The organism is Amycolatopsis azurea DSM 43854 (genome assembly GCF_001995215.1).
Lineage (GTDB): Bacteria > Actinomycetota > Actinomycetes > Mycobacteriales > Pseudonocardiaceae > Amycolatopsis > Amycolatopsis azurea.
Genome location: NZ_MUXN01000033.1, coordinates 1 through 24805 on the forward strand (window position 1 = coordinate 1; position 24805 = coordinate 24805).

General features: G+C 69.3%; 16 protein-coding genes. 4 read left to right on the forward strand and 12 right to left on the reverse strand.

The genetic code is table 11. From position 1 onward, the window contains the following. Nucleotides 1-299: 299 nt before the first annotated feature. Genes B0293_RS39870 through B0293_RS39880 form a run of 3 tightly spaced genes read right to left on the reverse strand, consistent with a single transcriptional unit; the run spans nucleotide 300 to nucleotide 4554 of the window. The gene (locus B0293_RS39870; protein WP_005168008.1) at nucleotides 300-1862 is read right to left on the reverse strand and encodes an amidase; all 1563 of its coding nucleotides are present in this window, start codon (nucleotides 1860-1862) and stop codon (nucleotides 300-302) included. Nucleotides 1863-1876: 14 nt separating this feature from the next. Then, nucleotides 1877-3220, reverse strand: a complete 1344-nt coding sequence (gene glnA, locus B0293_RS39875) for a type I glutamate--ammonia ligase (protein WP_005168007.1) — start codon at nucleotides 3218-3220, stop codon at nucleotides 1877-1879. A 50-nt stretch (nucleotides 3221-3270) separates the two neighbouring features. Continuing rightward, nucleotides 3271-4554, reverse strand: a complete 1284-nt coding sequence (locus tag B0293_RS39880) for an MFS transporter (protein WP_005168005.1) — start codon at nucleotides 4552-4554, stop codon at nucleotides 3271-3273. A gap of 89 nt (nucleotides 4555-4643) precedes the next feature. Here B0293_RS39880 and B0293_RS39885 point away from each other — a divergent pair, with 89 nt between their 5' ends. After that, entirely contained in the window at nucleotides 4644-5312 is a 669-nt protein-coding gene (locus tag B0293_RS39885; RefSeq protein WP_039919991.1) for an LppX_LprAFG lipoprotein, read from the forward strand. A 119-nt stretch (nucleotides 5313-5431) separates the two neighbouring features. Here B0293_RS39885 and B0293_RS39890 read toward each other — a convergent pair whose 3' ends face one another. Continuing rightward, complete coding sequence (locus tag B0293_RS39890) at nucleotides 5432-7003, reverse strand: alpha/beta hydrolase (RefSeq protein ID WP_209437376.1); 1572 nt, start codon at nucleotides 7001-7003, stop codon at nucleotides 5432-5434. Nucleotides 7004-7152: 149 nt separating this feature from the next. On the opposite strand from B0293_RS39890, the gene secA2 reads away from it, so the two are divergent. Together secA2 and B0293_RS39900 are read left to right on the forward strand one after the other, a co-directional pair. Continuing rightward, nucleotides 7153-9480: an accessory Sec system translocase SecA2 gene (gene secA2 / locus B0293_RS39895; RefSeq protein WP_005167996.1), complete on the forward strand. Its 2328-nt coding sequence runs from the start codon at nucleotides 7153-7155 to the stop codon at nucleotides 9478-9480. A 225-nt stretch (nucleotides 9481-9705) separates the two neighbouring features. Then, nucleotides 9706-11463 (forward strand): NAD+ synthase, encoded by a 1758-nt coding sequence (locus tag B0293_RS39900; protein ID WP_005167992.1) that lies wholly within the window; start codon nucleotides 9706-9708, stop codon nucleotides 11461-11463. On the opposite strand, the gene B0293_RS39905 is transcribed toward B0293_RS39900, so the two are convergent. After that, nucleotides 11434-12060, reverse strand: a complete 627-nt coding sequence (locus tag B0293_RS39905; RefSeq protein WP_005167991.1) for a VOC family protein — start codon at nucleotides 12058-12060, stop codon at nucleotides 11434-11436. The two genes, B0293_RS39900 and B0293_RS39905, sit on opposite strands and share 30 nt — an antisense overlap. A gap of 108 nt (nucleotides 12061-12168) precedes the next feature. Here B0293_RS39905 and B0293_RS39910 point away from each other — a divergent pair, with 108 nt between their 5' ends. After that, the gene (locus B0293_RS39910; RefSeq protein WP_005167990.1) at nucleotides 12169-12705 is read left to right on the forward strand and encodes a methylated-DNA--[protein]-cysteine S-methyltransferase; all 537 of its coding nucleotides are present in this window, start codon (nucleotides 12169-12171) and stop codon (nucleotides 12703-12705) included. Here B0293_RS39910 and B0293_RS39915 read toward each other — a convergent pair. From B0293_RS39915 to B0293_RS39945, 7 genes are all read right to left on the reverse strand, one after another. Beyond that, complete coding sequence (locus B0293_RS39915; protein WP_005167989.1) at nucleotides 12702-13307, reverse strand: DinB family protein; 606 nt, start codon at nucleotides 13305-13307, stop codon at nucleotides 12702-12704. The two genes, B0293_RS39910 and B0293_RS39915, sit on opposite strands and share 4 nt — an antisense overlap. Nucleotides 13308-13578: 271 nt before the next feature. Further along, nucleotides 13579-14580 (reverse strand): aldo/keto reductase, encoded by a 1002-nt coding sequence (locus B0293_RS39920; RefSeq protein WP_005167988.1) that lies wholly within the window; start codon nucleotides 14578-14580, stop codon nucleotides 13579-13581. 46 nt (nucleotides 14581-14626) lie between these two features. Then, nucleotides 14627-15313, reverse strand: a complete 687-nt coding sequence (locus tag B0293_RS39925; RefSeq protein WP_005167987.1) for a thioesterase II family protein — start codon at nucleotides 15311-15313, stop codon at nucleotides 14627-14629. Beyond that, nucleotides 15310-16566: a cytochrome P450 family protein gene (locus B0293_RS39930; RefSeq protein WP_005167986.1), complete on the reverse strand. Its 1257-nt coding sequence runs from the start codon at nucleotides 16564-16566 to the stop codon at nucleotides 15310-15312. The genes B0293_RS39925 and B0293_RS39930 overlap by 4 nt, the downstream gene beginning before the upstream one ends. Further along, a complete protein-coding gene (locus tag B0293_RS39935; RefSeq protein WP_005167985.1) occupies nucleotides 16563-17873 on the reverse strand; it encodes an MFS transporter in 1311 nt (436 codons plus the stop codon). The genes B0293_RS39930 and B0293_RS39935 overlap by 4 nt, the downstream gene beginning before the upstream one ends. Then, the gene (locus tag B0293_RS39940; protein WP_005167984.1) at nucleotides 17863-21444 is read right to left on the reverse strand and encodes a type I polyketide synthase; all 3582 of its coding nucleotides are present in this window, start codon (nucleotides 21442-21444) and stop codon (nucleotides 17863-17865) included. Before B0293_RS39940 ends, B0293_RS39935 begins: the two co-directional genes overlap by 11 nt. Then, nucleotides 21441-24791 (reverse strand): non-ribosomal peptide synthetase, encoded by a 3351-nt coding sequence (locus B0293_RS39945; RefSeq protein WP_005167983.1) that lies wholly within the window; start codon nucleotides 24789-24791, stop codon nucleotides 21441-21443. The genes B0293_RS39940 and B0293_RS39945 overlap by 4 nt, the downstream gene beginning before the upstream one ends. Nucleotides 24792-24805 lie beyond the last annotated feature (14 nt).

Below are 24805 nucleotides of genomic sequence, written 5' to 3' on the forward strand. Positions count from 1 at the left end.
GTTGAGTTCTCAAGCAACACACTTTGTTTCAAGCGATATTCACAAGCTTTTGGTCGAGCATGCCGAATCCTACTTCGTAAGTCGTAGGGGGTCGGCGGCCGCTCGTGGGCCGACGCTGAACGTTACCTGGTCCGGTTCGCGGTGTCAACCCGCTCGGCCCTGGTTCCTTGCCTCGGGGCTTTCGGCCCCGGCGGCCCGGTGTTCCTGGCGACGAAGAGAAGATTACATGCCCCGGAACCCCCCGAAAACAGGGGGGTCACTTAACGACATTGCCGCAGGTCAGCCGGTGTAAACCCCCGTCAGCCGACGGTCTTCAGGTAGCGAGGCGGTTTGCGGGCCGGGACGACGCGTTCGAAGTCGGCCGCGTAGGCGAGCACCCGGGCGTCCGTCCACAGCCCCGCCATGAACGAAACCCCCACCGGGAGCTCGCCGACGAAACCGGCGGGCACGGTCACGGCCGGGTACCCCGAGACCGCGGCCGGCGTCGACGACGGGATCACGTCGTTGTCGCCGGTCTTGCAGTCGGTCTTCCAGGCGGGCGGGTTGGTGGGCGCGGCGATCGCGTCGAGGCGGTACTTGGCGAGGGTCTCGTCGATCGAGCGTTTCGCCAGATCGGTCAGCTCGCGACGGCCGGCCAGGTAGCCGGGGTCGGACGGGCCGGGCGCGGCGAGCGCCTGTTCGAAGAGTTCCTGCCCGGCGAAGCAGGTCTGCTCCAGCGGGTCGGACCGGTTGTAGGCGATCAGCGCGGCGAGGTCGCGCGGGCCTTCCGGGCGCGTGGCCAGGTAGCGATCGATGTCCCGGTGGAACTCGGTGAGCAGCGCCGGGAACTCCAGTTCACCGAGCCTGGCCTGGTACGGCGGCGTCACCTCGATGACCTCCGCGCCAGCCTTGACCAGCGAGTTCTTGGTCTTCGTCATCACAGCGTCGACGTCCGGGCCGAGTACCGGCAGCCGCCAGAGCCCGATCCGGGAGCCCTTCAGCACGCCGGGACGCAGGTGCGCAGCGTAGTCGGTCGGCTGGTTCGGCGGGTACGTGCCGGTGGCCGGGTCGCTCGGGTCGCGGCCCTGGAGCGCGGACAGGGTGAGCGCGACGTCGACGACGTGCCTGGCCATCGGTCCGGTGGTGTCCTGTTCGGCCGAGATCGGCACCACGCCGGTGCGGCTGACCAGGCCGAGGCTCGGTTTGTGCCCCACGGTCGAGGTCATACCGGCCGGGCAGACGATCGAGCCGTCGGTCTCGCTGCCGATCGCGACCTGGGCGAGCGACGCGGCGACACCCGCGGCGGATCCGGCGGAAGACCCACAAGGGTTCCGGTCGAGCACGTACGGGTTGTTCGTCTGTCCACCGACGCCCGACCACCCGGAAGTGGGTTTGGCGGCGCGGAAGTTCGCCCACTCGGACAGGTTCGCCTTGCCGAGGACCACCGCGCCCGCGTCACGCAGACGGCGGATCAAGGTCGCGTCCTTCGCGGGCTTGCTGCGGAGTGCCCGGGATCCCGCCGTCGTCTGCTGCGACCGGGTGTCGACGTTGTCCTTCACCAGGATCGGGATGCCGTCCAGCGGACCCCGCGTCTTGCCGGCGCGACGCCGGGAGTCGCTCTCCGCGGCTTGCGCGATCGCGGCCGGATTGACCGCGATGACCGAGTTCACCGTTCGGTCGACCTTGTGGATGCGATCGAGATAAGCCGAGGTCAGACCGACCGCGGTCAGTCGTCCGGAGGACATCCGGGCCTGGAGCGCGGGGATGTCGGCGGCGTCGAGATCGAGAGGTTTTCCGCCCGCTGACGCCGCTGGAGCGGCACTCGCCGCGATGGTCGCGGCGACCAACGTCGTCAGAACTCCGAACACCGGCCGCCGCACCATCAGGTCTCCTTCGTCTAGAGAACCGGAAGTAGGGTCCGCAGCTCGTACGGGGTCACCGCGCTGCGGTAGTTATCCCATTCAACACGTTTGTTGCGAAGGAAGAAGTCGTAAACGTGCTCTCCGAGCGCTTCGGGAAGAAGTTCCGATTTCTCCATTTCGGCCAGCGCCTCGCCGAGGTTCTGCGGGAGCTGGGCGTATCCGGCCGCACGGCGTTCGGCGTCCGAGAGCTGCCAGATGTTGTCCTCGGCCGGAGGCGGCAGCTCGTAGCCCTTCTCGATGCCCTTGAGCCCGGCGGCCAGGATGACCGAGTACGCCAGGTAGGGGTTGCAGGCGGAGTCGAGCGTGCGGATCTCCACGCGGCGTGACGACGCCTTGCCCGGCGAGTACATCGGCACCCGGACCAGCGCGGAGCGGTTGGCCCGGCCCCAGGAAACGGTTGTCGGGGCCTCGCTGCCGCTGATCAGCCGCTTGTAGGAGTTCACCCACTGGTTGGTGACCGCCGAGATCTCCTTCGCGTGGTGCAGCAGTCCAGCCACGAAGGCCTTGCCCGTCGCGGACAACTCGTACGGGTCTTCCGCGTCGTAGAAGGCGTTGCGATCACCCTCGAACAGGCTCACGTGGGTGTGCATGCCCGAACCCGGCTGGTTGGTGAACGGCTTCGGCATGAAAGTCGCGCGGACGCCCTGGGTGAGCGCGACCTCCTTGACGACGTAGCGGAACGTCATCACGTTGTCGGCCATGGTCAGCGCGTCGGCGTACCGGAGGTCGATCTCCTGCTGGCCGGGCGCGCCCTCGTGGTGGCTGAACTCGACCGAGATCCCCATCGCCTCGAGCGTCTCGATGGCGTGGCGGCGGAAGTGCGTCGCTGTCGCGTGGCTGGCCTGGTCGAAGTACCCGCCGTTGTCCGCGGGTTCGGGCTCGCTGCCGTCGTCCGGCAGGCTGGCCAGCAGGAAGAACTCGATCTCAGGATGGACGTAGCAGGTGAAGCCCGCTTCGGCCGCCTTCGAGAGCTGCCTGCGCAGGACGTGCCGGGGGTCCGCCCAGGACGGGGAGCCGTCCGGCATGGCGATGTCGCAGAACATGCGCGCCGAGTACGGGCCGCCGTCCGGGGTCTCCCAGGGCAGGACCTGGAACGTGGCCGGGTCGGGCTTCGCGACCATGTCGGATTCGTAGACGCGCGCGAACCCTTCGATGGCCGATCCGTCGAAGCCGATCCCCTCGCTGAAGGCGCCCTCGAGTTCGGCGGGCGCCACCGCGACGGACTTGAGAAACCCCAGCACATCCGTGAACCAGAGCCTGACGAAACGGATGTCGCGCTCTTCCAAGGTACGGAGCACGAACTCCTGCTGGCGATCCATGGCCGCACCCTAACGAGAAGGTGTTAACGACATGTTTCGCGACGCGCCGATCAAGCGGAAGTGGTGGCCGGACCCACCAGCACCGGTTCGGGCTTCGCGGCCTTGGTGATCGACAACGAAGCGACCGAAGCCAGCACCGCGAGGCCCGCGGCGATGTACCAAGCGAGCGCGTAGCTGCCGGAAGAGTCTCGGATCGCGCCGGCGCCGAAGGCCGCGAGACCGGCGCCGAGCTGGTGACTGGCGAAGACCCAGCCGAAGACGATCGGCCCGGCGCTGCCGTACTGGCGGACGCAGAGCGCGACCGTCGGCGGAACCGTCGCCACCCAGTCGAGGCCGTAGAAGACGATGAACGCCCACATGCTCGGCTCCACCGATCCGCTCAGGAGTTGTGGCAACAGGGCGAGCGAAACGCCGCGAAGGGCGTAGTAGACGCCGAGCAGGATGCGCGGGTCCACGCGGTCGGTGAGCCAGCCGGAGGCGATCGTGCCTACGACGTCGAAGATCCCGACGAGGGCGAGCAGGCCGGCGGCGGTGGTCTGCGGCATGCCGTGGTCGTGCGCGGCGGGAACGAAGTGGGTGCTGACCAGGCCGTTCGTCGTCGCACCGCAGATCGCGAAGCCGGCGGCGAGCAGCCAGAACGTCTTCGTGCGCGCTGCCGAGCCGAGGACGGAGAGCGCGCGGCGGGCGGAACCACCCGCGCGGGTGACGGGAGCGGCTTCGCCGGGTTCGGCACCGTAGGCGGTCGTCCCGACGTCGGACGGGTGATCGCGGACCACCAGGAGGACGACGGGGACGACGGCCAGCGCGGCGATGGCGATGACGAGCGACGCCGTCCGCCAGCCCTCGTCGATGGCGAGGTTCGCGACGATCGGGAGGAAGATCAGCTGGCCGGTGGCGCCCGCCGCGGTGAGGACGCCGGTGACGACGCCGCGGCTGCGGACGAACCAGCGGGCGGCGACCGTCGCGGCGAAACTCATCGCCATCGAGCCGGTGCCGACGCCGACCAGGACTCCCCAGCAGAGGATGAGCTGCCAGCTCGCGTTCATGAACACCGTGCCGCCCGCGCCGAGCGCGACGACAAACAACGCCGTCGAAGCGACGCGTCGCATGCCGAAGCGCTCCATGAGAGCTGCCGCGAAGGGCGAGAAGAGGCCGTAGAGCACGAGGTTCACGGAAACGGCCGACGCGATCGTCGCGCGGGACCAGCCGAACTCGTTGTGGAGAGGGTCGATGAGCACGCCGGGGGCCGCGCGGAAACCGGCGGCGGCGAGCAGGGCGATGAACGCGGCGGCGGCGACGAACCACGCGCGGTGGAGTCGGGTCTCAGGGTGCACGAGTACAGCGTCATCGCCGTCGGCCCTCGACGGAAGCGGCCGGAAGGACACTGTGCGAAAGATTCGGGCCAAGGTCATAGGCTCTGGCCATGCGCTGCCGTCACCTCGTGCCGGCGCTGCTGCTCACGATCGGGCTCATCGGCGGCTGTGCGGGGACTCCCCCGTTGCCCCCAGCCCAGGAACTCGTGAGCGCGGCGGCCGACTCCCTCGTCTCGTTGCGCAGCGTGCGGTTCACGCTCGGGGTGAACGGCGTCGTCTCCGGGCTGCCTGTGCGCGGGCTCGACGGCGAGGTCAGTCTCGAGGGTGGCGCGGTCGGTAAGGCCGACCTGCAGGACGACACCGGACGGATGAAGGTCGAGTACCGGTTGTCCGGCTCCGAGATCACGCTCAGCGGGCCCGACGGGAAGCGGCTGATCCCGGCTTCGGCGGCCTACACGCCGCAGGCGATGCTCGGGGCGGGCGGTGGGCTGCGGCGGCTGCTGATCGGGGCGACCGAGCTGCGCGGCGAGCGGTGGGAGCGGGTGCAGGACACCGACTCGGTCCGGATCGGTGCGAAGGTGCCGGCCGCGGTGATCGGCGGGATCGTGCCGGAGATCAAGTCGGACGTGTTCGTGAAGCTGTGGATTTCGAAGGACGAGCCGCGGCGGCTGGTGCGCGTGTGGCTGCAGGTACCGCCGACGAGCCCGCAGGACTTCGCGGTGATGCTGGAGTTGGCGTTGACCAGGCATAACGCGGTGGTCGTCGGGGGCGAGCGATAGCAAAGGTCCCTTGCTCCCCTGAGCGGGTAATGCCTGGTCAGAGGGTGTGGCGATAGCAAAGGTCCCTTGGTCCCCCGGCCGGTGTCGGCGGGGAGCAAGGGACCTTTGCTATCGCGTCGTCACTTGGCGGTGCAGCGGGTGCCCTCGTCCGGCAGGGCGCCACTCACCAGGTAGTCGATGCCGATCCGGTCGACGCACGAGACGCCCTGGAGGAAGACCGTGTGCTGGTTGCCCTCGAACGTCAGCAAAGCTCCCTTGATCGCTTTCGCGAGGTTGACGCCCGCTTGGTAGGGGGTTGCCGGGTCGTTCGTCGTCGAGATGACCAGCGTCTTCGGCAGGCCTTCGACGTTGGGCAGGTGCGGCTCCGAGGTGTTCGGCACCGGCCAGAAGGCGCAGGAATCGCGGGCGGCACCGTCCGGCTTGCCGTCGTCGAGGAAGGGCGCCGCCTCCGCGTACCGCTTCTGCGCGTCGAGGAGCTTCGCCGGATCGGTGACCCGCGGGTCGTCGACGCAGCGGATCGCGACGAACGCGTCCTGCGTCGTCCCGTAGCGGCCGTCGGCACCGCGTTCGTTGTAGAGGTCGGCCAGCTTCTCCAGGCCGTCGCCGCGCTGACGCTTCAGATCGTTGAGCGCCGTGTTCAGCGGTTCCCAGAGATCTTCCTGGTAGAGAGCCTGAATCACGCCTGTCGTCGCGTCCTCGTACGACAGTTTCCGGCCGTCGCTGACCGGGACCGGGAAGTCGATCAGCGGCCGCACCAGGTCCTGGAACGCCTTCGTCACGCCGGCGGCGTCGCGCCCCAGAGCGCAGTCCTCCCGCGCGGCGCACCAGTTCGAGAACTCCCCGAACGCCTTGCCGAAGCCCTGCCCCTGCCCGACCAGCGACTCCACCGAGTCCTGCTCCGGGTCGACGGCCCCGTCGAGGACCAGCGCGCGAACGTTCGTCGGGAAGGCCTCCGCGTAGGCGGATCCGATCCGCGTCCCGTAGGAGTAGCCGAGGTAGTTCAGTTTCGGTTCGCCGAGGACCGAGCGCAGGATGTCGATGTCCTTGACGACGTCACGGGTACCGACGTTCGCGAGCATCGCGGGGCCGTGCTGGGTCCGCTCGGCGCATTTGGCCGCGAAGTCCTGGGACTCGGCCTCCTGCTTTTTCACTCCCTCGGGTGAGCCGTCCGTCTCGCTGTCGTCCGCCCGGTCCGCGTCGCGTTCGGCGTCGGTCAGACAGCGGATCTGCGGCTCGCTCGCACCGATGCCGCGCGGGTCGAAACCGACCATGTCGAAGCGTTTGCCCAGCTCATTCGTCGCCGTCCGGGAGGCGAGACCGGCCGCTGCCGTCATGCCGGAGGCGCCGGGACCCCCGGGGTTGACCACGAGCGCCCCAATCCTTTCGTCGGTTTTCAGCGCCTTCCGGCGCAGGAGGCCGAGCGTGATCGAGTCGCCTTCGGGCTTCGCGTAGTCGAGCGGGACGGTCAGCCGGGCGCACTGTGCGTCCTTCACTCGAAACGCCGCTTTTGCGTCATCGGATGTCGCGTAGGGTGCACAGTCGGCCCAGGTCAGACTCTGTCCGTAGAACTTCTCGAGTCCTGCGGGCACCGGTCCGGACGGAGCGTGCGACTCGGTGGCCGGAGGCGGCGGCTGGGTTCTACCCTCTCCCGACGAGCACGCGGCGACGGTGACCGCGAGCACACCGGACAACGTGATCGCGGCGAATCGACGGGCACGGGACCTGGCGCTGACATGAGTGGACACGGTTGGATCGTGCCATCGGCCGCGGAACTCGGCCGCACCACCACTGCGTTGGTGATACGGGTGCGGACGGCAGAAGAACAGACGGGAGCACAGGGGTGGCAGCACTGATCAGCCGGGTGGGCAAGAAGCTGCGCCGGATCATCCAGCGGCCGGGCAGCGTCGAGCTGACCCGCTACGAAGCGCTGCTGCCGGCCATCGAGAAGCTCGAGCCCGAGTTGGAGAAGCTCTCCGACGAGGAGCTGACAGAGCGGGCCGGCAAGCTTCGGAACGCGGCGTCCTTCGGCAACGAGCAGCTCATCGAGGTCTGCGCGCTCGGCCGTGAGGCCGCCCGGCGCGCCCTCGGCGAGCGTGCCTTCGACGTCCAGCTCCTGGGCACGATGGGCCTGCTCAGCGGGCACATCGTGCAGATGGAGACCGGTGAGGGCAAGACGCTGGCCGGTGCGCTGGCCGGGGCCGGGTACGCCCTGCGCGGCAAGCACGTCCACGTCGTCACGGTGAACGACTACCTCGCCCGCCGTGACGCGGAGTGGATGGGCCCGATCTACGACCTGCTCGGCGTCTCCGTCGGCTGGATCGAGCCCGCTCACTCCCGCGACGAGCGCCGCGACGCCTACGCGAAGGAAGTCACCTACGGCGCCGTCAGCGAGATCGGCTTCGACGTGCTGCGTGACCGCCTGGTCACCCGCGAAGAAGACCTGGTCCAGCGCGAGCCCGAGGTGGCGATCGTGGACGAGGCGGACTCCGTGCTGGTCGACGAGGCCCGCGTGCCGCTGGTGATGGCGGGGTCGATCGACCACACCGACGCCGACGAAGAGGTCGCGAACATCGTCCGGCGGCTGCGGCTCGGGCTGCACTACGAGACGGACGCCGACGGCCGCAACGCCTGGCTGACCAAGGCGGGCGCGTCGGTGGTCGAGAAGGCCCTCGGCGACGACATCAACCTCTACGACGAGACCGGTTCGGACCGGCTGCCCGCGGTGAACGTGGCGCTGCACGCGCACGCGCTGCTCACCCGCGACGTCGACTACCTTGTGCGTGACGGCAAGGTGCAGCTGATCAACGCCGCGCGCGGCCGCGTCGCCGAATTGCAGCGCTGGCCGGACGGCCTCCAGGCCGCCGTCGAGGCGAAGGAGCAGGTCAAGGCGACCGACCGGGGCGAGATCCTCGACTCGATCACCGTGCAGGCGCTGCTCGCGCGCTACCCCGAGGTCGCGGGGATGACCGGTACCGCGGTCGCGGTCGCGGAGCAGCTGCGCGAGTTCTACAAGCTCGAGGTCGCGGTCATCCCGCCGAACACGCCGAACATCCGCGAAGACCAGGAGGACCGGATCTTCGGGTCGCCGTCGCAGAAGCTGCGCGCGATCGAGGAGGAGATCCGGCGGGTGCACGAAACCGGGCGGCCGATCCTCGTCGGCACCCAGGACGTCGCCGAATCCGAGGAGCTGGCCGAGAAGCTGGCGAAGGTCGACCTCGAATGCGTCGTGCTCAACGCGCGCAACGACGCCGAGGAAGCCGCGATCATCGCCGACGCCGGCAAGAAGAGCGCGGTCACCGTTTCGACGCAGATGGCCGGGCGCGGTACCGACATCCGGCTGGGCGGCAAGGACGGCGACGGCCGCGACGAGGTCGTCGAGCTGGGCGGCCTGCACGTGATCGGCACCGCCCGCTACCCGTCGAGCAGGCTGGACGGCCAGCTGCGCGGCCGGTCCGGACGGCAGGGCGACCCGGGCAGCGCGGTGTTCTTCGCGAGCCTGAACGACGAACTCGTCCTGTCCAACGCGCCGGACGTGCCCGAGGGCATCAGTTCCGACGTCGGCAGCGGCGAGGTCACCGACCCGGCGGCGCTGCGGCAGATCAACCACGCGCAGCGCGTCGCCGAGGGTGTCGACCTGGAGATCCACCGGAACACCTGGCGCTACACGCGGCTGATCGAGCGGCAGCGCGGTGAACTGCTCGAACACCGGGGCAAGGTGCTTCGGACCGCGCACGCGGCGGAGGTGCTGGAGAAGGCGCACCCGGATAAGTTCAAGGAGCTTTCGGAGAAGGTCGACGACGAGGCGAAGGTCGAGCAGCTGAGCCGCGAGGTGCTGCTGTTCCACATCGACCAGCTGTGGTCGGACCACCTGGCGTTCCTGACCGATGTGCGGGAGAGCATCCACTTGCGGGCGCTGGCGCGGGAGACGCCGATCGACGAGTTCCACCGCGCGGCGATCCCCGAGTTCCACAAGATCATCGGGGAGGCGGACGACCGGGCGGCGAAGACGCTCGAGGAGGCCGAGATCACCGATGACGGGATCGACCTCGGCGACGCGGGGGTGCGGCGGGCGAACACGACGTGGACGTACCTGGTGCACGACAATCCGTTCGACTCCGACTTCGAGCAGACCATCAAGAAGGTGCGGAGCATGATCAAGCGCAAGTAGCGCGCCGGTCCTGAGCGGGAAGCGGGGGACCTTTGCTGTCACTCTCTTTTGGAGAGCGACAGCAAGGTCCCCCGCTCTCTTTTCGGGTGAAACCCCAGGTCAGGCGCACGGCGATAGCAAAGGTCCCTTGCTCCCCCGCCGGTCGCGCCACCGCGGACCGGACCCAGGTGGGCGATTCCACACATCCACTCGTCCCAGCGGACGCCGGTGGGTGAGAATGTCGGCATGCCGCAACTGCGCATCGCACTGGCCCAGGTCAACACCACCGTCGGGGACCTCGAAGGCAACGCCGAGCTCACCGTCGAGTGGACCCGCAAGGCCGCCGAAGCAGGCGCCCACATCGTGGTGTTCCCGGAGATGTCCCTCACCGGATACCCCGTCGAGGACCTCTCCCTCCGCCCGACCTTCGCCTCCGCTTCGAAGCAGATGGTCGAAGCGCTCGCCCAGCGGCTCGACGACGCCGGTTGCGGCGAGATCCTCACCTACATCGGCTATCTCGACTTGGACGAGACCGGCGCGCGCGACGCGGCCGCCGCGCTGTACCGCGGCGAAGTGGTCGCCCGTCAGTTCAAGCACCACCTGCCCAATTACGGCGTCTTCGACGAGCACCGCTGGTTCAAGCCTGGCCAGGACCTCGAGGTCGTCCGCTTCCACGGCGTCGACGTCGGCATGGTGATCTGCGAGGACGTCTGGCAGGACGGCGGCCCGATCTCCGCGCTGGGCAAGGCCGGGGTGGACCTCGTGGTCGCGCCCAACGCTTCGCCGTACGAGCGCGCGAAGGACGACATCCGCCTCCCGCTCATCGCCCGCCGCGCGGCCGAGGCCGGGGCGCCGCTGGTGTACACGAACCAGATCGGCGGTCAGGACGACCTCGTCTTCGACGGCGACTCGATCGTCGTCGGCGCGGACGGCCGGCTGCTGGCACGCGCGCCGCAGTTCGTCGAGCACCTGCTCGTCGTCGACACGGACCTCGTCGCGGGTGGGCACACCGCCGAGGGCGAGTTCGAGGGTCTGCGGGTCAAGCGCCGCGTTCTCAGTGAGGATCCGGTCCCGGCCTACGAGCCGAGCACCGACTCGGCGATCAGCGAGCCGCTTTCGGACGAAGCCGAGGTGTGGCACGCGCTCGTCGTCGGCCTGCGCGACTACGTGCACAAGAACGGCTTCTCGTCGGTGACGTTCGGCTTCTCCGGCGGCATCGACTCGGCGGTCGTCGCGGCGCTGGCCGCCGACGCGCTCGGCGGCGACAACGTCTACGGCGTCTCGATGCCTTCCGAGTACTCCTCGGAGCATTCGAAGGGCGACGCCGAAGACCTCGCCCGCCGTATCGGCGCGCACTATCGCGTCGAGCCGATCGCGGACATGGTCAAGGTCTACGTCGAACAGCTTCGGCTGACCGGTCTCGCCGAGGAGAACATCCAGGCCCGTGTCCGCGGCATGCTGCTGATGGCACTGTCCAATCAGGACGGTCACCTGGTGCTCGCCACCGGCAACAAGACCGAGCTCGCCGTCGGCTACTCGACGATCTACGGCGACGCCGTCGGGGCCTTCGCGCCGATCAAGGACCTCTTCAAGACGCACGTCTGGCACCTGGCCAAGTGGCGCAACAAGGAAGCCGAGAAGAACGGCGAAACCCCGCCGATCCCGGAGAATTCGATCACCAAGCCGCCGTCCGCCGAGCTGCGGCCGGGTCAGCTGGACAGCGACTCGCTGCCCGACTACCTGATGCTCGACGACATCCTCGACGACTACATCGAGGGCGACCGCGGCTACGTCGACCTGGTGGACGCGGGCTTCGAGCCCGGGACCATCGATCGCGTGGTGCGCATGGTCGACAAGGCCGAGTACAAGCGCCGCCAGTACCCGCCGGGCACCAAGATCACGTTCAAGGCGTTCGGACGGGACCGGCGGCTGCCGATGACCAACGGCTGGCGCGAGGGCACGGTCGTGACCCGCTCAGCTCAGCGTGACCTGCTTCCCCGCTGAGTTCGTCAGCACGGCCACCAGGCCGGGCTTGGTGTCGCGCCGGACGAGCATGTCCATCCCGAGTGCTCGCACCGCGGCTTCGACCGCGGGCGGATCGGGGTGGACACCGGTGACCAGGAGCAGCGGGATCGACGGGAGTCCCCGCGTCGTCGGATGCGGGGTGCTCCCCCAGTCGATGAGGAAGGGCGCGAGCCCGTCGAGGCCGCCGGCCCCGGTGAGGCGCCAGGCCAGCAGTTCACCGTCGTCGGTGGTCCGCGACATCTCGGACGCTTCGCCCGGGTCGTAACCACGTTCGCGGGCTTCGGCGATCGCGTCGTCGATGCCCTGCACCCGCGCGGCCCAGGTGATCAGCGCGGGCTCGGTCAGCTCGTCGACGCCGAACGGACGGGGCCCGGCGTGCTCGGGTTGCTCCGGGTCGGGGCCGACCACCTCGAGATAGGCACCGGCTCCCAGGTCGGCCAGATAGTTGGCCGTACCGAAGCCGACGTGCCTTCCGCCGCGTACAGGCGTGACGCCGGTCAGCTCGGCGACGCGCGCGACGGCCTCTTCGAGGTCCGGCCCGGCGTAGACGAGGTGATCAAGCACGAGGTCGCTCATGCCCATAGTCCTATCGCAGCCGCGGCCCGGGCGGCACCGCGGTATGGAAGTCTCCCCCGAAAAGCGGCGCGGCCGAAACTGTCGGTCCCGGCTCGTACCCTGGACCTCATGACGGCACAGGGCTACGCCGTGTTCGGCACCGCGATCGGCGATTGCGGCATCGCGTGGAACGAACGCGGGGTCATCGCGGTCCAGCTGCCGGAGGGCAGTGAAGAGAAGACGAGGGCGCGACTGACCGCGCGCCTTCCCGAAGCGACCGAAGCCACACCGACCGGCGAAGTGCAGCGCGCCATCGACGGGATCGTCTCGTTGATGGACGGCAAGCGCACGGACCTCACCGAGGTCGGCCTCGACTACGAAGGAGTACCGGACTTCCATCACCGGGTGTACGAGTTCATCCGCACGATCCCGGCGGGCAAGACGCTGACCTACGGCGACATCGCGAACATCCTCGGCATGCCCGGTGGGGCGCAGGCCGTGGGGCAGGCGATGGGCCGGAACCCGTTCCCGATCATCGTGCCGTGCCACCGCGTGCTCGCCGCGGGAGGCAAGGACGGCGGGTTCTCCGCGCGCGGCGGAGTCGCCACCAAGCGCCGGATGCTGGTCATCGAAGGCGCGTTGGCGGACGAACCCACGTTGTTCTAGACAGTCTCGGCTGTCTCAGCAGTCTCGGCGGGAGACCACGGCTTGAGCCAGGGCGTCTCCGGCCAGCCTTCCGCGGCGGCCATCAACGGGATGGCGGTCGCGCCGTCGACGTGCTCGCGGATGATGTCGGCGTGCCCGGCGTGCCGCGCGGTCTCCTCGATGAGGTGGAACAGCACCCAGCGGACCGACCAGGCCTCGACGTCCTGCGGATACCAGGGCACGCCCTTCGGCACCGGGACCGGCTGGCCCAGGTCGGCGATGCCCGCGATGACCTCCGAAGTGCGGCGGGCGACCTCGTCGTAGCGCGCGAGGACGTCGTCGAGCGTCTCGCCGTCAGCCATCACGTAGCCGGCTTCGTAGTCCTTCATCGCCTCTTCCATGGGCTTCGAAGGCTTCTGCAGCAGGATGTCGATCCAGCCGTCTTCCGTGAACGCGGTGTGCTTGATCAGGCCGCCGACGCTCAGTGAGCTTTTTGTCGGGACCGCTCTGGCCTGTTCTTCGGTCAGTCCGTGTGCGGCGATGCGCAGGACGTGGCGCTGCTGCTCCAGGTAGGCCAGGAGACCTTCGCGCTCGTCGGCGATCGGGGGGACGTTTCCAGCCATGGGTGGCTCCTTCCGTTGGGAAGGATCCTTACATCCGGTCGCGGCTTCCCGAGGCGATTTATGTGGGAAGGAAGCAAGGGACCTTTGCTATCGCGGGGCGGCTGCGGCGCGCCCGCTGGGGCCCCGGTGTCCCCAATGTGGCATTGGAGACGCTGAGTGTCCCCAATGCCACATTGGGGACAACCCCAGCGAAAGAGAGCAAGGGACCTTTGCTGTCGCTCGTTAGTGACGCTAACTAGCGATAGCAAAGGTCCCTTGCTTCTCCGGTGGGTCAGGAGGCGGCGTCCAGCTTCGCCCGTTGCTCCTCGGTCAGCGTGATGTCGACGGCTTCGAGGCTTTCGTTCAGCTGGGCCACCGAAGAGGCGCCGACGAGCGGGATGACCGGGGTGTCGCCGCCGATCATCCACGCGAGCACGACCTGGTTCAGGGTCGCGTCGATCTCCTTCGCGACCTCGCGCAGCGCGGCGAGCCGGTTCGGGGTGCCGGGGTGGTCGTAGTCGAACTCCAGCGGCTTGTCCTCGCGGACGTACGCGCCCGCGAGCAGCGGCGAGTAGGCGACGAGCCAGAGACCCGGGTTCTCGTTCAGGTACGTGAGCAGCTCACCGGAGACGAACCCGTTGGCGCCTTCCGGCGAACGCCGGGCGGGGCGGTCGGTGCGGGGACGCAGGTAGGTGTGCTGGTACTGGAGCACGTCGTATCCCGGCAGTCCCTTCGCGGCGGCGTGGGCACGGCTGCGCTCCACCTTCCACGCGAAGTGGTTGCACACGCCCACCAGACCCACCGAACCGTCGGCGACGACCTGCGCGAAACCCTCGACGGTCTCTTCGAGCGGAACCGACCGGTCCTCGACGTGCGCGTACAGCAGGTCGAGTTTGTCGACGCCGAGGTTCTCCCGGCTGCGGTCGACGGCTTCCTTGATCGCCTTCGGGGAAAGGCCTTCGATGTTCTCGAACTTGCCGGTGTCGGCGAAGCTCATGCCCGGCGCTTTCGCCCGCGCGCCCATCTTGGTGGCGATGGTGACCTCACCGCCGATGCCGCGGTCGGCACGCCACCGGCCGAGCAGTGCTTCGCTCTCGCCGCCCTGAGTCCCGTTGTGCCAGAAGGCGTAGTTGTTCGCGGTGTCGACGAACGATCCGCCCGCCTCGACGAACCGGTCGAGGATCGCGAACGACGTCTCCTCGTCGACGCCGGTGCCGAACGGCATCGCACCCAGCGCCAGCGCGCTCACTTCGCGCCGCGAATCCGGGTTCAGGCCGATCGTGCGAAATTTCATGGGTCCCATCACTTCCTGCGGTCACGGTTGGCGAGCGATCAGGTGCTCACACAACGCTATCGGAACGGATCGCGTTCTGGATCAGATTCATCATGGCTTCCCCGGAATCGACCACGTACATGTGCGCGCCGGGGATCTCGACCGCGTCGAATCCGGCGGTGGTGAACGCCGCCCACTCGCGGATGTCTTCCGCCGCAACCAGTTCGTCGCCCGTGCCGCGCAGCGCCGTGATCGGCACGGAGAGGGGTTCGGTGGTGCTGGGGACATAGTTCTCGTGCATCGTCACGTCCGCGCGCAACGCCGGAAGGAGCAGTTCGCGCAGATCCGGGTGGTACAGCGCCTGATCGACGTGTCCGGACAAAACCTGCACCTGGGCGAGGAAAGCGTCGTCGTCCTCACGCACGGACGCGCGGATCTCGTGCGGTCGTACCGAGCTCGGGCCGGGCGACCCGCTGACGAACACGTGGCGCACGGACGGCAGCCGGTGCGCGAGTTCGTAGGCCAGCACGGCGCCGACGCTGTGCCCGAACAGCACCACGTCCCCCGGATCACCCAGGTCGTCCACGAAGGCGTCTACGGCCTCGTGCACCGAGCGGTATGGCTCGACGTCGATCAGCCGTTCCCGGCCGGGCAACCGCATCGGCACGATTTCGAGGTCGTCGGCGAAGGCGGACCACGGGTGGAAGAAGGCGGCGCCGCTCCCACCGAACGGCAGGCATACCAGCCGAGTCATCGCGGAAGCTTTCGGTCGTATCGGATCGGCAGCTTTTCAAGCCCGCGGCTGGCCGAGTTGTCGAAGCGCCACGGCAGGTCTTCCGGCGCCACGGCCAGGCTCAACCCGGGCAGCCGCCGCAGTAGCGTGGTGAACGCGACGGCGCCTTCGACCCGGGAAAGCGGCGCACCGGGGCAGAAGTGCACGTTGACGCCGAACGAAAGGTGCCGGTTCGGTTTGCGGGTGATGTCCAGCTTTTCCGGTTCCTCGAACACTTCCGGGTCGTGGTTGGCCGAGTTGATCAGCAGGTGGACGACGCTCTCCTTGCCGATCCGCTGCCCGCACAGCTCCAGGTCCTCGGCCGCGAACCGTTGCGGCGCACGGTAAACCGGTCCCTCGAACCGCAGGAACTCCTCGATCGCCGTCGCCACGAGATCCGGTTCGCTCTTGAGCAGCTCGAACTGGTCCGGATGCCGCAGCAGTGCCTGCATGCCGTTCCCGACGAGGTTCGCGGTCGTCTTGTGGCCCGCGATGATCAGCAGGATCAGCGTGGAGACGATCTCCTCGTCGCTGTACGCCTCGTCGGCGTCGGCGGTCTTGAGGATGACGCTGACCAGGTCCTCGCGCAGATCCGCGCGCCGCTCGGCCATCAGGTCCAGCAGGTACTTCTCGACGTCGTCGCTGACCTGCTTGAGCCGGCGGTTGCCTTCGTCGTCCAGGTACGGCGCGTTGCTGAGCACCATGCCCCAGTCGTGCAGCAGCGGCCAGTCCTCGATGCGGACGCCGAGGAACTCGCAGATCACCCGCATCGGCAACTGCAACGCGAAGTCGTTGTACAGATCGGCGACGCCTTCGTCGGGCAGCGCGTCGATCAGGTCGTCGGTGATCTCCTGGATCCGCGGCCGCAGTTCGTTCATCCGGCGCGGGACGAAGGCGTTGCCGACCAGCTTGCGCAGGCGGGTGTGCTTCGGCGGGTCCGCGGTGAGCATGTTCTTGATCAGGATCGGGCTGCTCTGTTCGAGCGCCTCGCGGAACCAGCCGGGCGCGTGGTCCACGCTCTTCGACAGCCGGCGGTCGGCGAAGCCCTTGCTCACCGTTTCGTAGTCGGCGATGACGTAGGCCTCGGAGTTCGGCGGGTACTCGATCGGCCGCACCGGGCAGCCGGACCGCACCTCGGCGTAGCCCGCGTACGGGTCCGGACCGGGATGGGTGCAGAACTCGGCGGGAAGCGGCTCCGGGGAGACGGACGTCTGCTCAGGGGTTTCCAGGCTCATTTTCCATCCTCCGAAGTCGTTTGCTTGGCGAGCTCTTCAGGGGCGGGCAGCGTGCGGATCCGCTTGCTGAGGGTCGGCAGCGCGAACAGCGTCCCGGCGACGGCCATGAAGACGAAGACCCAGGTCGGGCCGGCGAGGTCGAAGATCGCGCCGACGGCGAAGATGCCGATCGGCTGGGCGATCATGCCGACGAACATCACCGCGCCGATGACGCGGCCCTGCAGGTTGTCCGGCACCAGCGCGGCGATGTAGCCGTAGATCAGCGCGCCGACGACACCGGCGCGCAGGAAGATGCAGGCGACGATGACGCCGAGCGGCAGTGTGCCGGGCACGAAGGTCAGCAGGACCGCCGCGACCGGGCCGATCCAGATGGCGTAGGCCATGATCACCGGCGGCCGCACGTACTTCAGCACGATGCCCGCGAGCAGCGCGCCGGTCAGTCCGCCGCCGCCCGCGATGGCGAGCGTCGTGCCGATCATGGCTTCCGACGCGCCCCGGTCCTGCGCGGTGGCGATCAGCGCGAGGAACATCCCGGAGTGGTTGAAGGCCATGTTCGAGCCCATCGCCCACAGCACCAGGGTCAGGATGATCGGTTGCTTCAGGATGAACTTGAAGCCGTCGAGCATGCTGCCCTTGGGCGCGGCCTTGGTTTCGACCGTCCGGGGCGCCTGGGTCGGCTTCTTGACCAGCAGCAGGATCACAGCGGACGCCAGGAACGAGAGCGCGGCGGCGAAGAACGGCAGGGCCCTGGCGAGGGCGAACAGCGCGCCACCGGCGGGCGGGCCGGCGACGGTGGCGCCGAAGAACCGGATCTGGTTCTGCGCTGTCGCCTGCGTCAGCTGCGAGGCGGGCACGAGCTGTTTGATCGCCGCCATCCCGGCCGGGTTGGACACGCCGAGACAGGTCGCGGACAGGATCACGATGGCGAAGGTGAACCAGATGTTGACGCCGTCGTTCAGTACCAGGAAGGCGAACAACGCCAGCAGCACCAGCCGCGCGAGGTCGCAGACGATCATGATCAGCTTGCGGTTGAAGCGGTCGGTCAGGCTGCCGCCGGGCAGCGACATCATCCCGGCCACCACCAGCTGCACCGCGCCGACCGCGCCGGCGTAGGTCGCCGAGCCGGTGGTCGCGAGGATCAGCAGCGGGTACGCGATCTCCGCCGCTTCCTTGCCGAAGGCGGCGAAGAACTGGCTGATCCACATGGCCTGGAAATCACGGTTGCGGAAGAGCGGCTTCTCCCGGACCGGGGGTTCCGGCGCCGCCGTGACGGTGGGTTGACTCGTCGCCGTGGACTCAGCCGACATGATCCATCCTCTCGGCGCCCGCGAGAGCACCGTTCAATTCGCGGGCGAGTGCGCCCACATGGGGTTGCGTGAGCAGTGACCAGTGATCGCCGGGGGTGGTGAACACCTGGACACCGCCGCCGTACAGCGGGGCGAGACGGGCGCGGAGCCGGGCGGCCCCTCGCCGGTCCGAACCCGCCCGGAACACCAAGGCCCTGGCGGGAACGAAAGGAGGCCGGTAAGGCACCAGCGCGCGTGCCTTGTCCAGCAATTGCGTGCGCAGCGCGGGATTGCGCCGCACTTCACGGCCGATCGCACCGAACCCGAAGGCCGCGTCGACGAGGGTTCGCCCGTGGCTCATCAGGAAGTCCGGGTCGACGGCCATCGGCAGATCACGACGTCCCTGCACGAAACCGTCGAGACCGATCACCGTGTCCACGTCCGCACCGCGACGGGTCAGCTGCCGCGCGACCTCGTGCGCCAGCACGGCACCGAAAGACCAGCCACCGAGGACGTACGGACCGTCGGGTCGCGTCCGCAGCACCGCCTCGACGTAGTGAGCGGCGATCGTGTCGATGCCTTTTTCCCCGGTGGAAACGATTTCGAGCCCGTGGACGGGACGCGATCCCGCCAGTTCCTCGGCGAGCGCGCGGTAGCTGAGCGCGCTGCCCGCGGAATCCGCGATGAGCAGCAAGGGCCTGCCAGGGCCTTCCTCGTGGAAGGTCACGACGTCGACCGCGTGCCGCGGCCCCGGTTCCGCTGCGCGTTCCTCGACAAGCCGCGCCAACCGGCCGAAGGTGGGTTCCTGGTCGAACTCGGCGACCGGCACGGAAGCGCCGGTCCGCTCGCGGATCTTCGACATCAGGTTGACCGCCATCAGCGATTCACCGCCGAAGGCGTAGAAGTCGTCCGCGACGTCCACCGTCGGGACACCGAGCGCCGCACACCACAGTCGCTCCACTGTGGACTTTTCCGGTATATCCACAGTGGACTTCAGCGAAGGTGGTACGACGGTGAAGTCCGGCTCCTCGTCACTGAAGGGATACGTCGGCAGCGAGCAGATGCCCGGCTCTTCGCCGGGCTCTTCCAGCAAGCCGACGACGGCGTCCGCGCCGCGTTCCCAGAGCGACCCCAGCGCCCGCAGGACACCGCGATCGCCGTCTTCGGCCCGGCCCAGCAGCGGAACGGTCCCGTGCCCGGCCTTCCAGCCCGCGTGACGGCGGAGCGTGGCGAGCATGGACGTGCCGGGGCCCAGTTCGAGGAAGGTGTCGCACTCGGATCCGAGGAGGGTGCCCGCGCACTCCTCCAGCAGGACCGGACTTCGGAGCTGTCCCGCCCAGTAGCCGGGGCCGCGTAACGCTTCCGGCTCCGCCCAATCGCCGGAAGTGTTGGACACCAGCCGGAATCGCGGCGCCGCGTTCGGTGTGGCGGCCACCGCTTCGGCGAGTTCGTCGGCGGCGGGATTCATCAGCGTGCTGTGGAAGGCGCGCGGGATGTCGAGCACCCGGACGTCGAGGCCGGTCAGGAGGTCGCCGTCGAGCAGCCGCGTCATCACCGCTTCCGGACCCGAGACGACGACGCGACCAGGGCCGCGAACGGCCAGCGAAAGTTCGCTGAAACCCTTGTCCGCCAGGCGATCCGTGATCTCATCCGCGCCCGCGCCGACGGCCGCCATCCGGCCGGGGCGGGTGGCGAGCATGGCCGAAGCCCGCAGGTGCACCAGATCCACCGCGTCCGGCAGGGTCCAGAGCCCGGCCAGCGCGGCGGGCGCGTACTCGCCGATGCTGTTGCCCAGCATCGCGCCCGGCCGGATCCCGAGCTCCAGGAGTTGCCTGCCGAGCGCGTAACCGAGCGCGAACGATCCGACCTGGTGGGGCACGAGCTGCGAGAACCAGGCCGGATCGGCGTCCTCGGTGACGATCGGCGAAAGATCGAGCCCGTGCCGTTCGCCGACGAGGTCCCGGATTTCGTCGAAAGCGTCCCGGAATCCGGGCAGCAACCGATGCGCGGCCGCACCCGCGGGATAGGTCAGCAAGCCGTGTCCGGGAAAGACGAACGCGACCTTGTCCAGCGTGCCCGGCACGGACGCCCCCGGTGCCGCGAGCAGCGTCGCGGCTTCGACGGTGTCGTCCGCGACGACGGTCTGGCGGTGCCGGTAGACCCGGCGGGACGTCAGCGTCGCGGTGACTTCGGACAGGTTCAGGTCCGGCGTCGTGCGCAGATGCTCGGCCAGGTTCGCGCGCATCCGGCCGAGGGCTTCCGGCGCGGCCGCGGACAGCGTCAGCACGCGACGTCCGCCGCGCGCGGGCGGCGCCGTCCGGGTGGGTGCCTCTTCGAGGATGACGTGCGCGTTGGTGCCGCCGACGCCGAACGAACTGACCCCGGCCAGCCTGCCGTCCCGCCCGGTCCACGGTTCGGCGCGGGTGCTCACCACGAACGGTGTGGTTTCCAGTTCCAGCAACGGATTCGGCCGGGTGAAGTGCAGCGACGGCACCAGTTCCCGGTGCCGCAGCATCAGCACGGCCTTGATCAGACCCGCCACCCCCGCCGCGGAACCGGTGTGCCCGATGTTGCTCTTGACCGCGCCGAGGCGGCACCAGCCGGTGGCGTCGGTGTCCGCCTGGAAGACGTCGGTGAGCGCCTGGACCTCGATCGGATCGCCGATCCGGGTGCCGGTGCCGTGCGCTTCCACGTAGCCGATGTCGCGGGGGTCGACCCCGGCCACCTGCTGCGCGTAGCGGATGAGTTCGCTCTGTCCATCGACCGACGGAGCGGTGTACCCCATCTTTTCCGCGCCGTCGTTGTTGATCGCCGAACCGCGGATCACCGCGAGGACGCGGTCGCCGTCACGCCGCGCGTCGGACAACCGCTTCAGCACGACCACACCGACGCCCTCGCTGGGCACGGTGCCCCCGGCCTGTTCGTCGAAGGCGCGGCAATGTCCGTCCGGGGAAAGGATTCCGCCGGGTTCGTGGAGGTAGCCGCGTTCGCCGTTGCCGATGACCGCGACCCCGCCGGCGAGCGCGACGTCGCATTCGTCGCCGCGCAGGCTCGCCGCCGCCATGTGCACCGCCGTCAGCGACGTCGAACACGCCGTCTGCACGGTGACCGCCGGGCCGCGGAGGCCGAGTTTGTAGGCCACCCGCGTCGCCAGGAAGTCGGGACCGAGCCCGATGTAGCGGGCCAGTTCGCCGAGCTCGCCGTCCGGCTCGGCGGTGACCTGGTCGGCACCGCCGTACACGCCGATCCAGCCGGGGAAGCGGGTCGGGTCGACGGCGGCGTCGTCGAGGGCGGCCACCACGCATTCCAGGAACACGCGCTGCTGCGGATCGATGCTCGCCGCCTCGGCGCGGCTGTACCCGAAGTAGGTCCAGTCGAAGCCGCGGGCGCCGGTCAGCAACCCCATCGCCGGGACGAATCCGGGATGCCGCATCAGCTCGGGGTCGCCACCGGCCGCGAGGATCTCGTCGGCGTCCAGCCTGCTGATGCCTTCGGTCCCCCCGCGCAGCAACGACCAGAACCGGCCGAGGTCCGGCGCGCCCGGGTACCGGCACGCCATCCCGACGACGGCGACGGGCTCCTGCCTGTTCATGACGCGCTCGCGAGAAGCTTGCCCAGGCCTTCCGGCGTCGGGTCGCGCAGGAAGTCACGTACCTTGAGGATCGCTCCGGTGCGTTCCTTCGCGAGCGTCACCAGCCGGATGGCCGCCATCGAATTCCCGCCGACGGTGAAGAAGTCCGTCTCCGCGGTGATCTCGTCCGCCGGATCGCCGATCGCCTCGCTGAACATCGCGAGCGCCGGGCCGAGGTCGGCCTGCGGTTTCGGGGCGGCGGTCGCGGCGACCGCCACCGCGGCCAGTGCGCGGCGATCGACCTTTCCGTTGCCGGTCAAGGGAATCCGCTCGACCAGCGCCCACAGCGTCGGGACCATGTACGTCGGCAACCGCCCGGACAGGGCGTCGCGCAGATCCGCTGTCCCGAAGGCGGCGCCGGGCGCCGGGACGACGGCGGCCATCAACCGCTTCTCCGCGCTGTCGCCGTCGGACACCGCGACGACGGCGTCCTGCACGCGCGGGTCCGCCGTGAGGGCGTCGCTGATCGCCGACAGTTCGACGCGGTAACCGCGCAGTTTGACCTGGTCGTCGCGTCTGCCGAGGTACCGGATCCGGCCCTTCGTGTCGACGCGCACCAGATCACCTGTGCGGTAAAGACGTTCCGGGACGTCCGGGGAGAACTCGCCGAACGCGCGGGCCGTTTCCGCCTCGTCGTCGAGGTAGCCGTCGGCGAGGCCGAGACCGCTGGTGTACAGCTCACCGACCGCGCCCGGCGGCACGATCCGGTGCCGCGCGTCCAGGACGTACACCCGGGTTCCGGGCAACGGGGTCCCGATCGGCAGCGGACCGTCGACGTCGTCCGCGTCGGTCACCGAGTAGGTGGTGGTGAACGTGGTGTTCTCGGTCGGCCCGTAGCCGTTGGTGATGACCAGGCCGGGGTGGCGCCGCAGCACCCTGGCGACATGCTCGTGCGGGACGACGTCGCCGCCGGTGAGCAGTTGCCGCAGCCCGGCGAACGCGTCCCCCGCGAACTCCTCGACCAGCCGGAACAGGCCGGCGGTGAGCCAGGCGACGGTGACTTCGTTGTCCAGCAGGAATTCGCCGAGTTCGGTGGGTGTCGGCAGGCCCGCCGGGTACACCTCGAGCGTGGCGCCGGTCAGGAGCGCGCCCCAAAGCTCCAAAGTGGACGCGTCGAAGGCGAGCGGGGACAGCCGCAGCACCCGTTCCTCCGGTCCGAGGCGCACGTAGTCCGCCTCGTGCACCAGCCGGACGATGGCGCGGTGCGGAACGCAGACCCCCTTCGGCTGACCGGTCGAACCGGAGGTGAAGGCGACATAGGCGAGCCGCGTCGTGTCCGGATCCACCGGCGGTTCGACGACCTCTCGCACGTCCCAGGACTGATCCCAGGCCGCCACCACGGGAATCCCGAGTTCGCGCAGGCGTTCCGCCGAGGCCTCGGGTGCGAGCGCGGCGACGGGCGCGGCGGAGCGCACGATCTTGTCGGAGTGTTCGGCGGGGGCGGTGAGATCGACGCCGACGTACGCGGCGCCCGCCCAGACGATGCCGAGCACCGCGACGGCTTCCGCGATCGACCGGTCCAGTCCGACGAGGACGCGGTCGCCGGGCCGGACGCCGGCTTCGCGCAGCAGCCGTGCCTGCCGGGAGGCGGCCGCGGCGAGTTCGCCGTAGCTCAGCTGAGCTTCGTGCTCTCGGACGGCGATCGCGTCCGGGGCCCGGAGGACCGTTTCGCGGAAGAGCGCGTCGATCGACGTGGCCGGGAAGTCGTCCCGGGTCCGGTTGATCCCGTCGAGCAGGGCCCGCCGTTCCGTTGACAGGCAACGGATCTCCTCGACCGCGACGTCACCGGCCGCGGCCAGCTGATCCGCCGCGGCGAGGAAGTCCGCGATGAACCCTTCGGCGTCGGCGCGGCCGAAGACCGCGGACGCGTATTCCAGGTGACCGCCGAGTGCCGGCTCGGCCCTGCCGATCAGCAGGGAGAGGTCGAACTGCGCGCCGCCGCCGTGACCCTCTTCGATCCGCAGGCGCGCGGCCGAGGTCTCGATCCGTTGCGGGACGAGCTGATCGTGCATCCCGAAGGACACCTGGACCAGCGGATGGCAGCCCAGCGCGCGTTCGATCCCGAGCCGGGTGACCAGCTCCTCGAACGGAAGATCGCCCGCGTCGATGCTCTGCCCCAGCGACTGGTGCACCGAGCGCAGGTAGGTCGCCACGGCGGCGTCCTCGGCGACGTCGATCCGGACCGGGACCAGGTTCCCGGCGACGGCGACGAGTTCTTCGAGTTCGGTACTCCCGCGGCCGGTGAGCGGGACCCCGACCAGCAGGTGCCGCGTGCCGGTCCAGCGGCTCAACGTCAGGCCGAAGGCGCCGAGCAGGAAGGCGAACGGCGTGATCCCCAGTGCCTTGGCGCGTTCGACGACCGCGGCGCTCGCGGGCACGCCGAAGTCGATCGGCGCCCGCGCGCCCGCGGCGTCCTGGATCGGGGGACGCTGCCGGTCGGACGGGAGTTCCAGGACCGACGGCACGCCGTCGAGGTGCTTCGTCCAGAACTCGGCCTGCCGGTCCCACTCCCCGGTGGCGCGCGCTTCCTCCTGATGGCGCAGGAGAACCCGGGGAGAGACACCGGGCTCCCCCGCGTGCTCGGGCCCGCCGCCCGCCAGCGTCGCGTAGCGGTCGAACAGTTCGTTCAGCAGCAGGCCGACCGACCAGCCGTCGAGCACCATGTGGTGCGCCACCAACACGATCGCCTGGCCGCCGGTTCCCCCTTGGACCCTCAGAAACCGGTACGCCGGCGCCTTCGCGAGGTCGAACGGGTGCCGTCCGTGCCGGGCCGCGAGGGAACGGACACGCTCGTCGAACTCGCCCTCTTCCCCTTCCCAGGTGTGCACCTCGATCGGCGGCGTGTACTGCTCCAGCACCTCGGGCACGACGTCGCCGTCGTCCCCGCGGTAGACCGTGCGCAGCCCGGGATGCCGGGCGACGGTCCGCGCGACCGCGCGCTCGAACAGCTCCGGCTCCAGCGTCCCGGTCTCCACGAAACAGGTGAAGACCAGGTTGTACGGCGACCCGCCGGTGACCCGCTCGATCAGCCACATCCCGCGCTGGGCACGGGAAACGGACTCGGTGGGAGGTTCCGCCCCGGTGACCGATTTCCCGGTGGGGACGGCGCCGGCGAAGACGTCGGCGACCGGAGTGCCGCTCAGCAGCGCGGCCACGGGGATCCGCAGGCCGAGCTTCTCCTGCACGATCGCGGCGAGCTTCAGTGCACGCAGCGAATCCCCGCCGAGACCGACGAAACTGGTGGTGGCGAACGCGCCGGCCTCGATGTCCTGGCCGAGGACGGCACTGGCGTACTCGTTGAACGACATGGCTTTCTCCGGTC

Excerpts from the sequence above, each read along its gene's own strand:
- B0293_RS39900 (WP_005167992.1), top strand. The coding sequence starts at position 9,706 with ATGCCGCAACTGCGCATCGCACTGGCCCAGGTCAACACCACCGTCGGG.
- glnA (WP_005168007.1), bottom strand. The coding sequence starts at position 3,220 with ATGGATCGCCAGCAGGAGTTCGTGCTCCGTACCTTGGAAGAGCGCGAC.
- B0293_RS39935 (WP_005167985.1), bottom strand. The coding sequence starts at position 17,873 with ATGTCGGCTGAGTCCACGGCGACGAGTCAACCCACCGTCACGGCGGCG.
- B0293_RS39940 (WP_005167984.1), bottom strand. The coding sequence starts at position 21,444 with ATGAACAGGCAGGAGCCCGTCGCCGTCGTCGGGATGGCGTGCCGGTAC.
- B0293_RS39885 (WP_039919991.1), top strand. The coding sequence starts at position 4,644 with ATGCGCTGCCGTCACCTCGTGCCGGCGCTGCTGCTCACGATCGGGCTC.
- B0293_RS39925 (WP_005167987.1), bottom strand. The coding sequence starts at position 15,313 with ATGACTCGGCTGGTATGCCTGCCGTTCGGTGGGAGCGGCGCCGCCTTC.
- B0293_RS39915 (WP_005167989.1), bottom strand. The coding sequence starts at position 13,307 with ATGGCTGGAAACGTCCCCCCGATCGCCGACGAGCGCGAAGGTCTCCTG.
- B0293_RS39920 (WP_005167988.1), bottom strand. The coding sequence starts at position 14,580 with ATGAAATTTCGCACGATCGGCCTGAACCCGGATTCGCGGCGCGAAGTG.
- B0293_RS39910 (WP_005167990.1), top strand. The coding sequence starts at position 12,169 with ATGACGGCACAGGGCTACGCCGTGTTCGGCACCGCGATCGGCGATTGC.
- B0293_RS39905 (WP_005167991.1), bottom strand. The coding sequence starts at position 12,060 with ATGAGCGACCTCGTGCTTGATCACCTCGTCTACGCCGGGCCGGACCTC.
- B0293_RS39945 (WP_005167983.1), bottom strand. The coding sequence starts at position 24,791 with ATGTCGTTCAACGAGTACGCCAGTGCCGTCCTCGGCCAGGACATCGAG.
- B0293_RS39930 (WP_005167986.1), bottom strand. The coding sequence starts at position 16,566 with ATGAGCCTGGAAACCCCTGAGCAGACGTCCGTCTCCCCGGAGCCGCTT.
- B0293_RS39870 (WP_005168008.1), bottom strand. The coding sequence starts at position 1,862 with ATGGTGCGGCGGCCGGTGTTCGGAGTTCTGACGACGTTGGTCGCCGCG.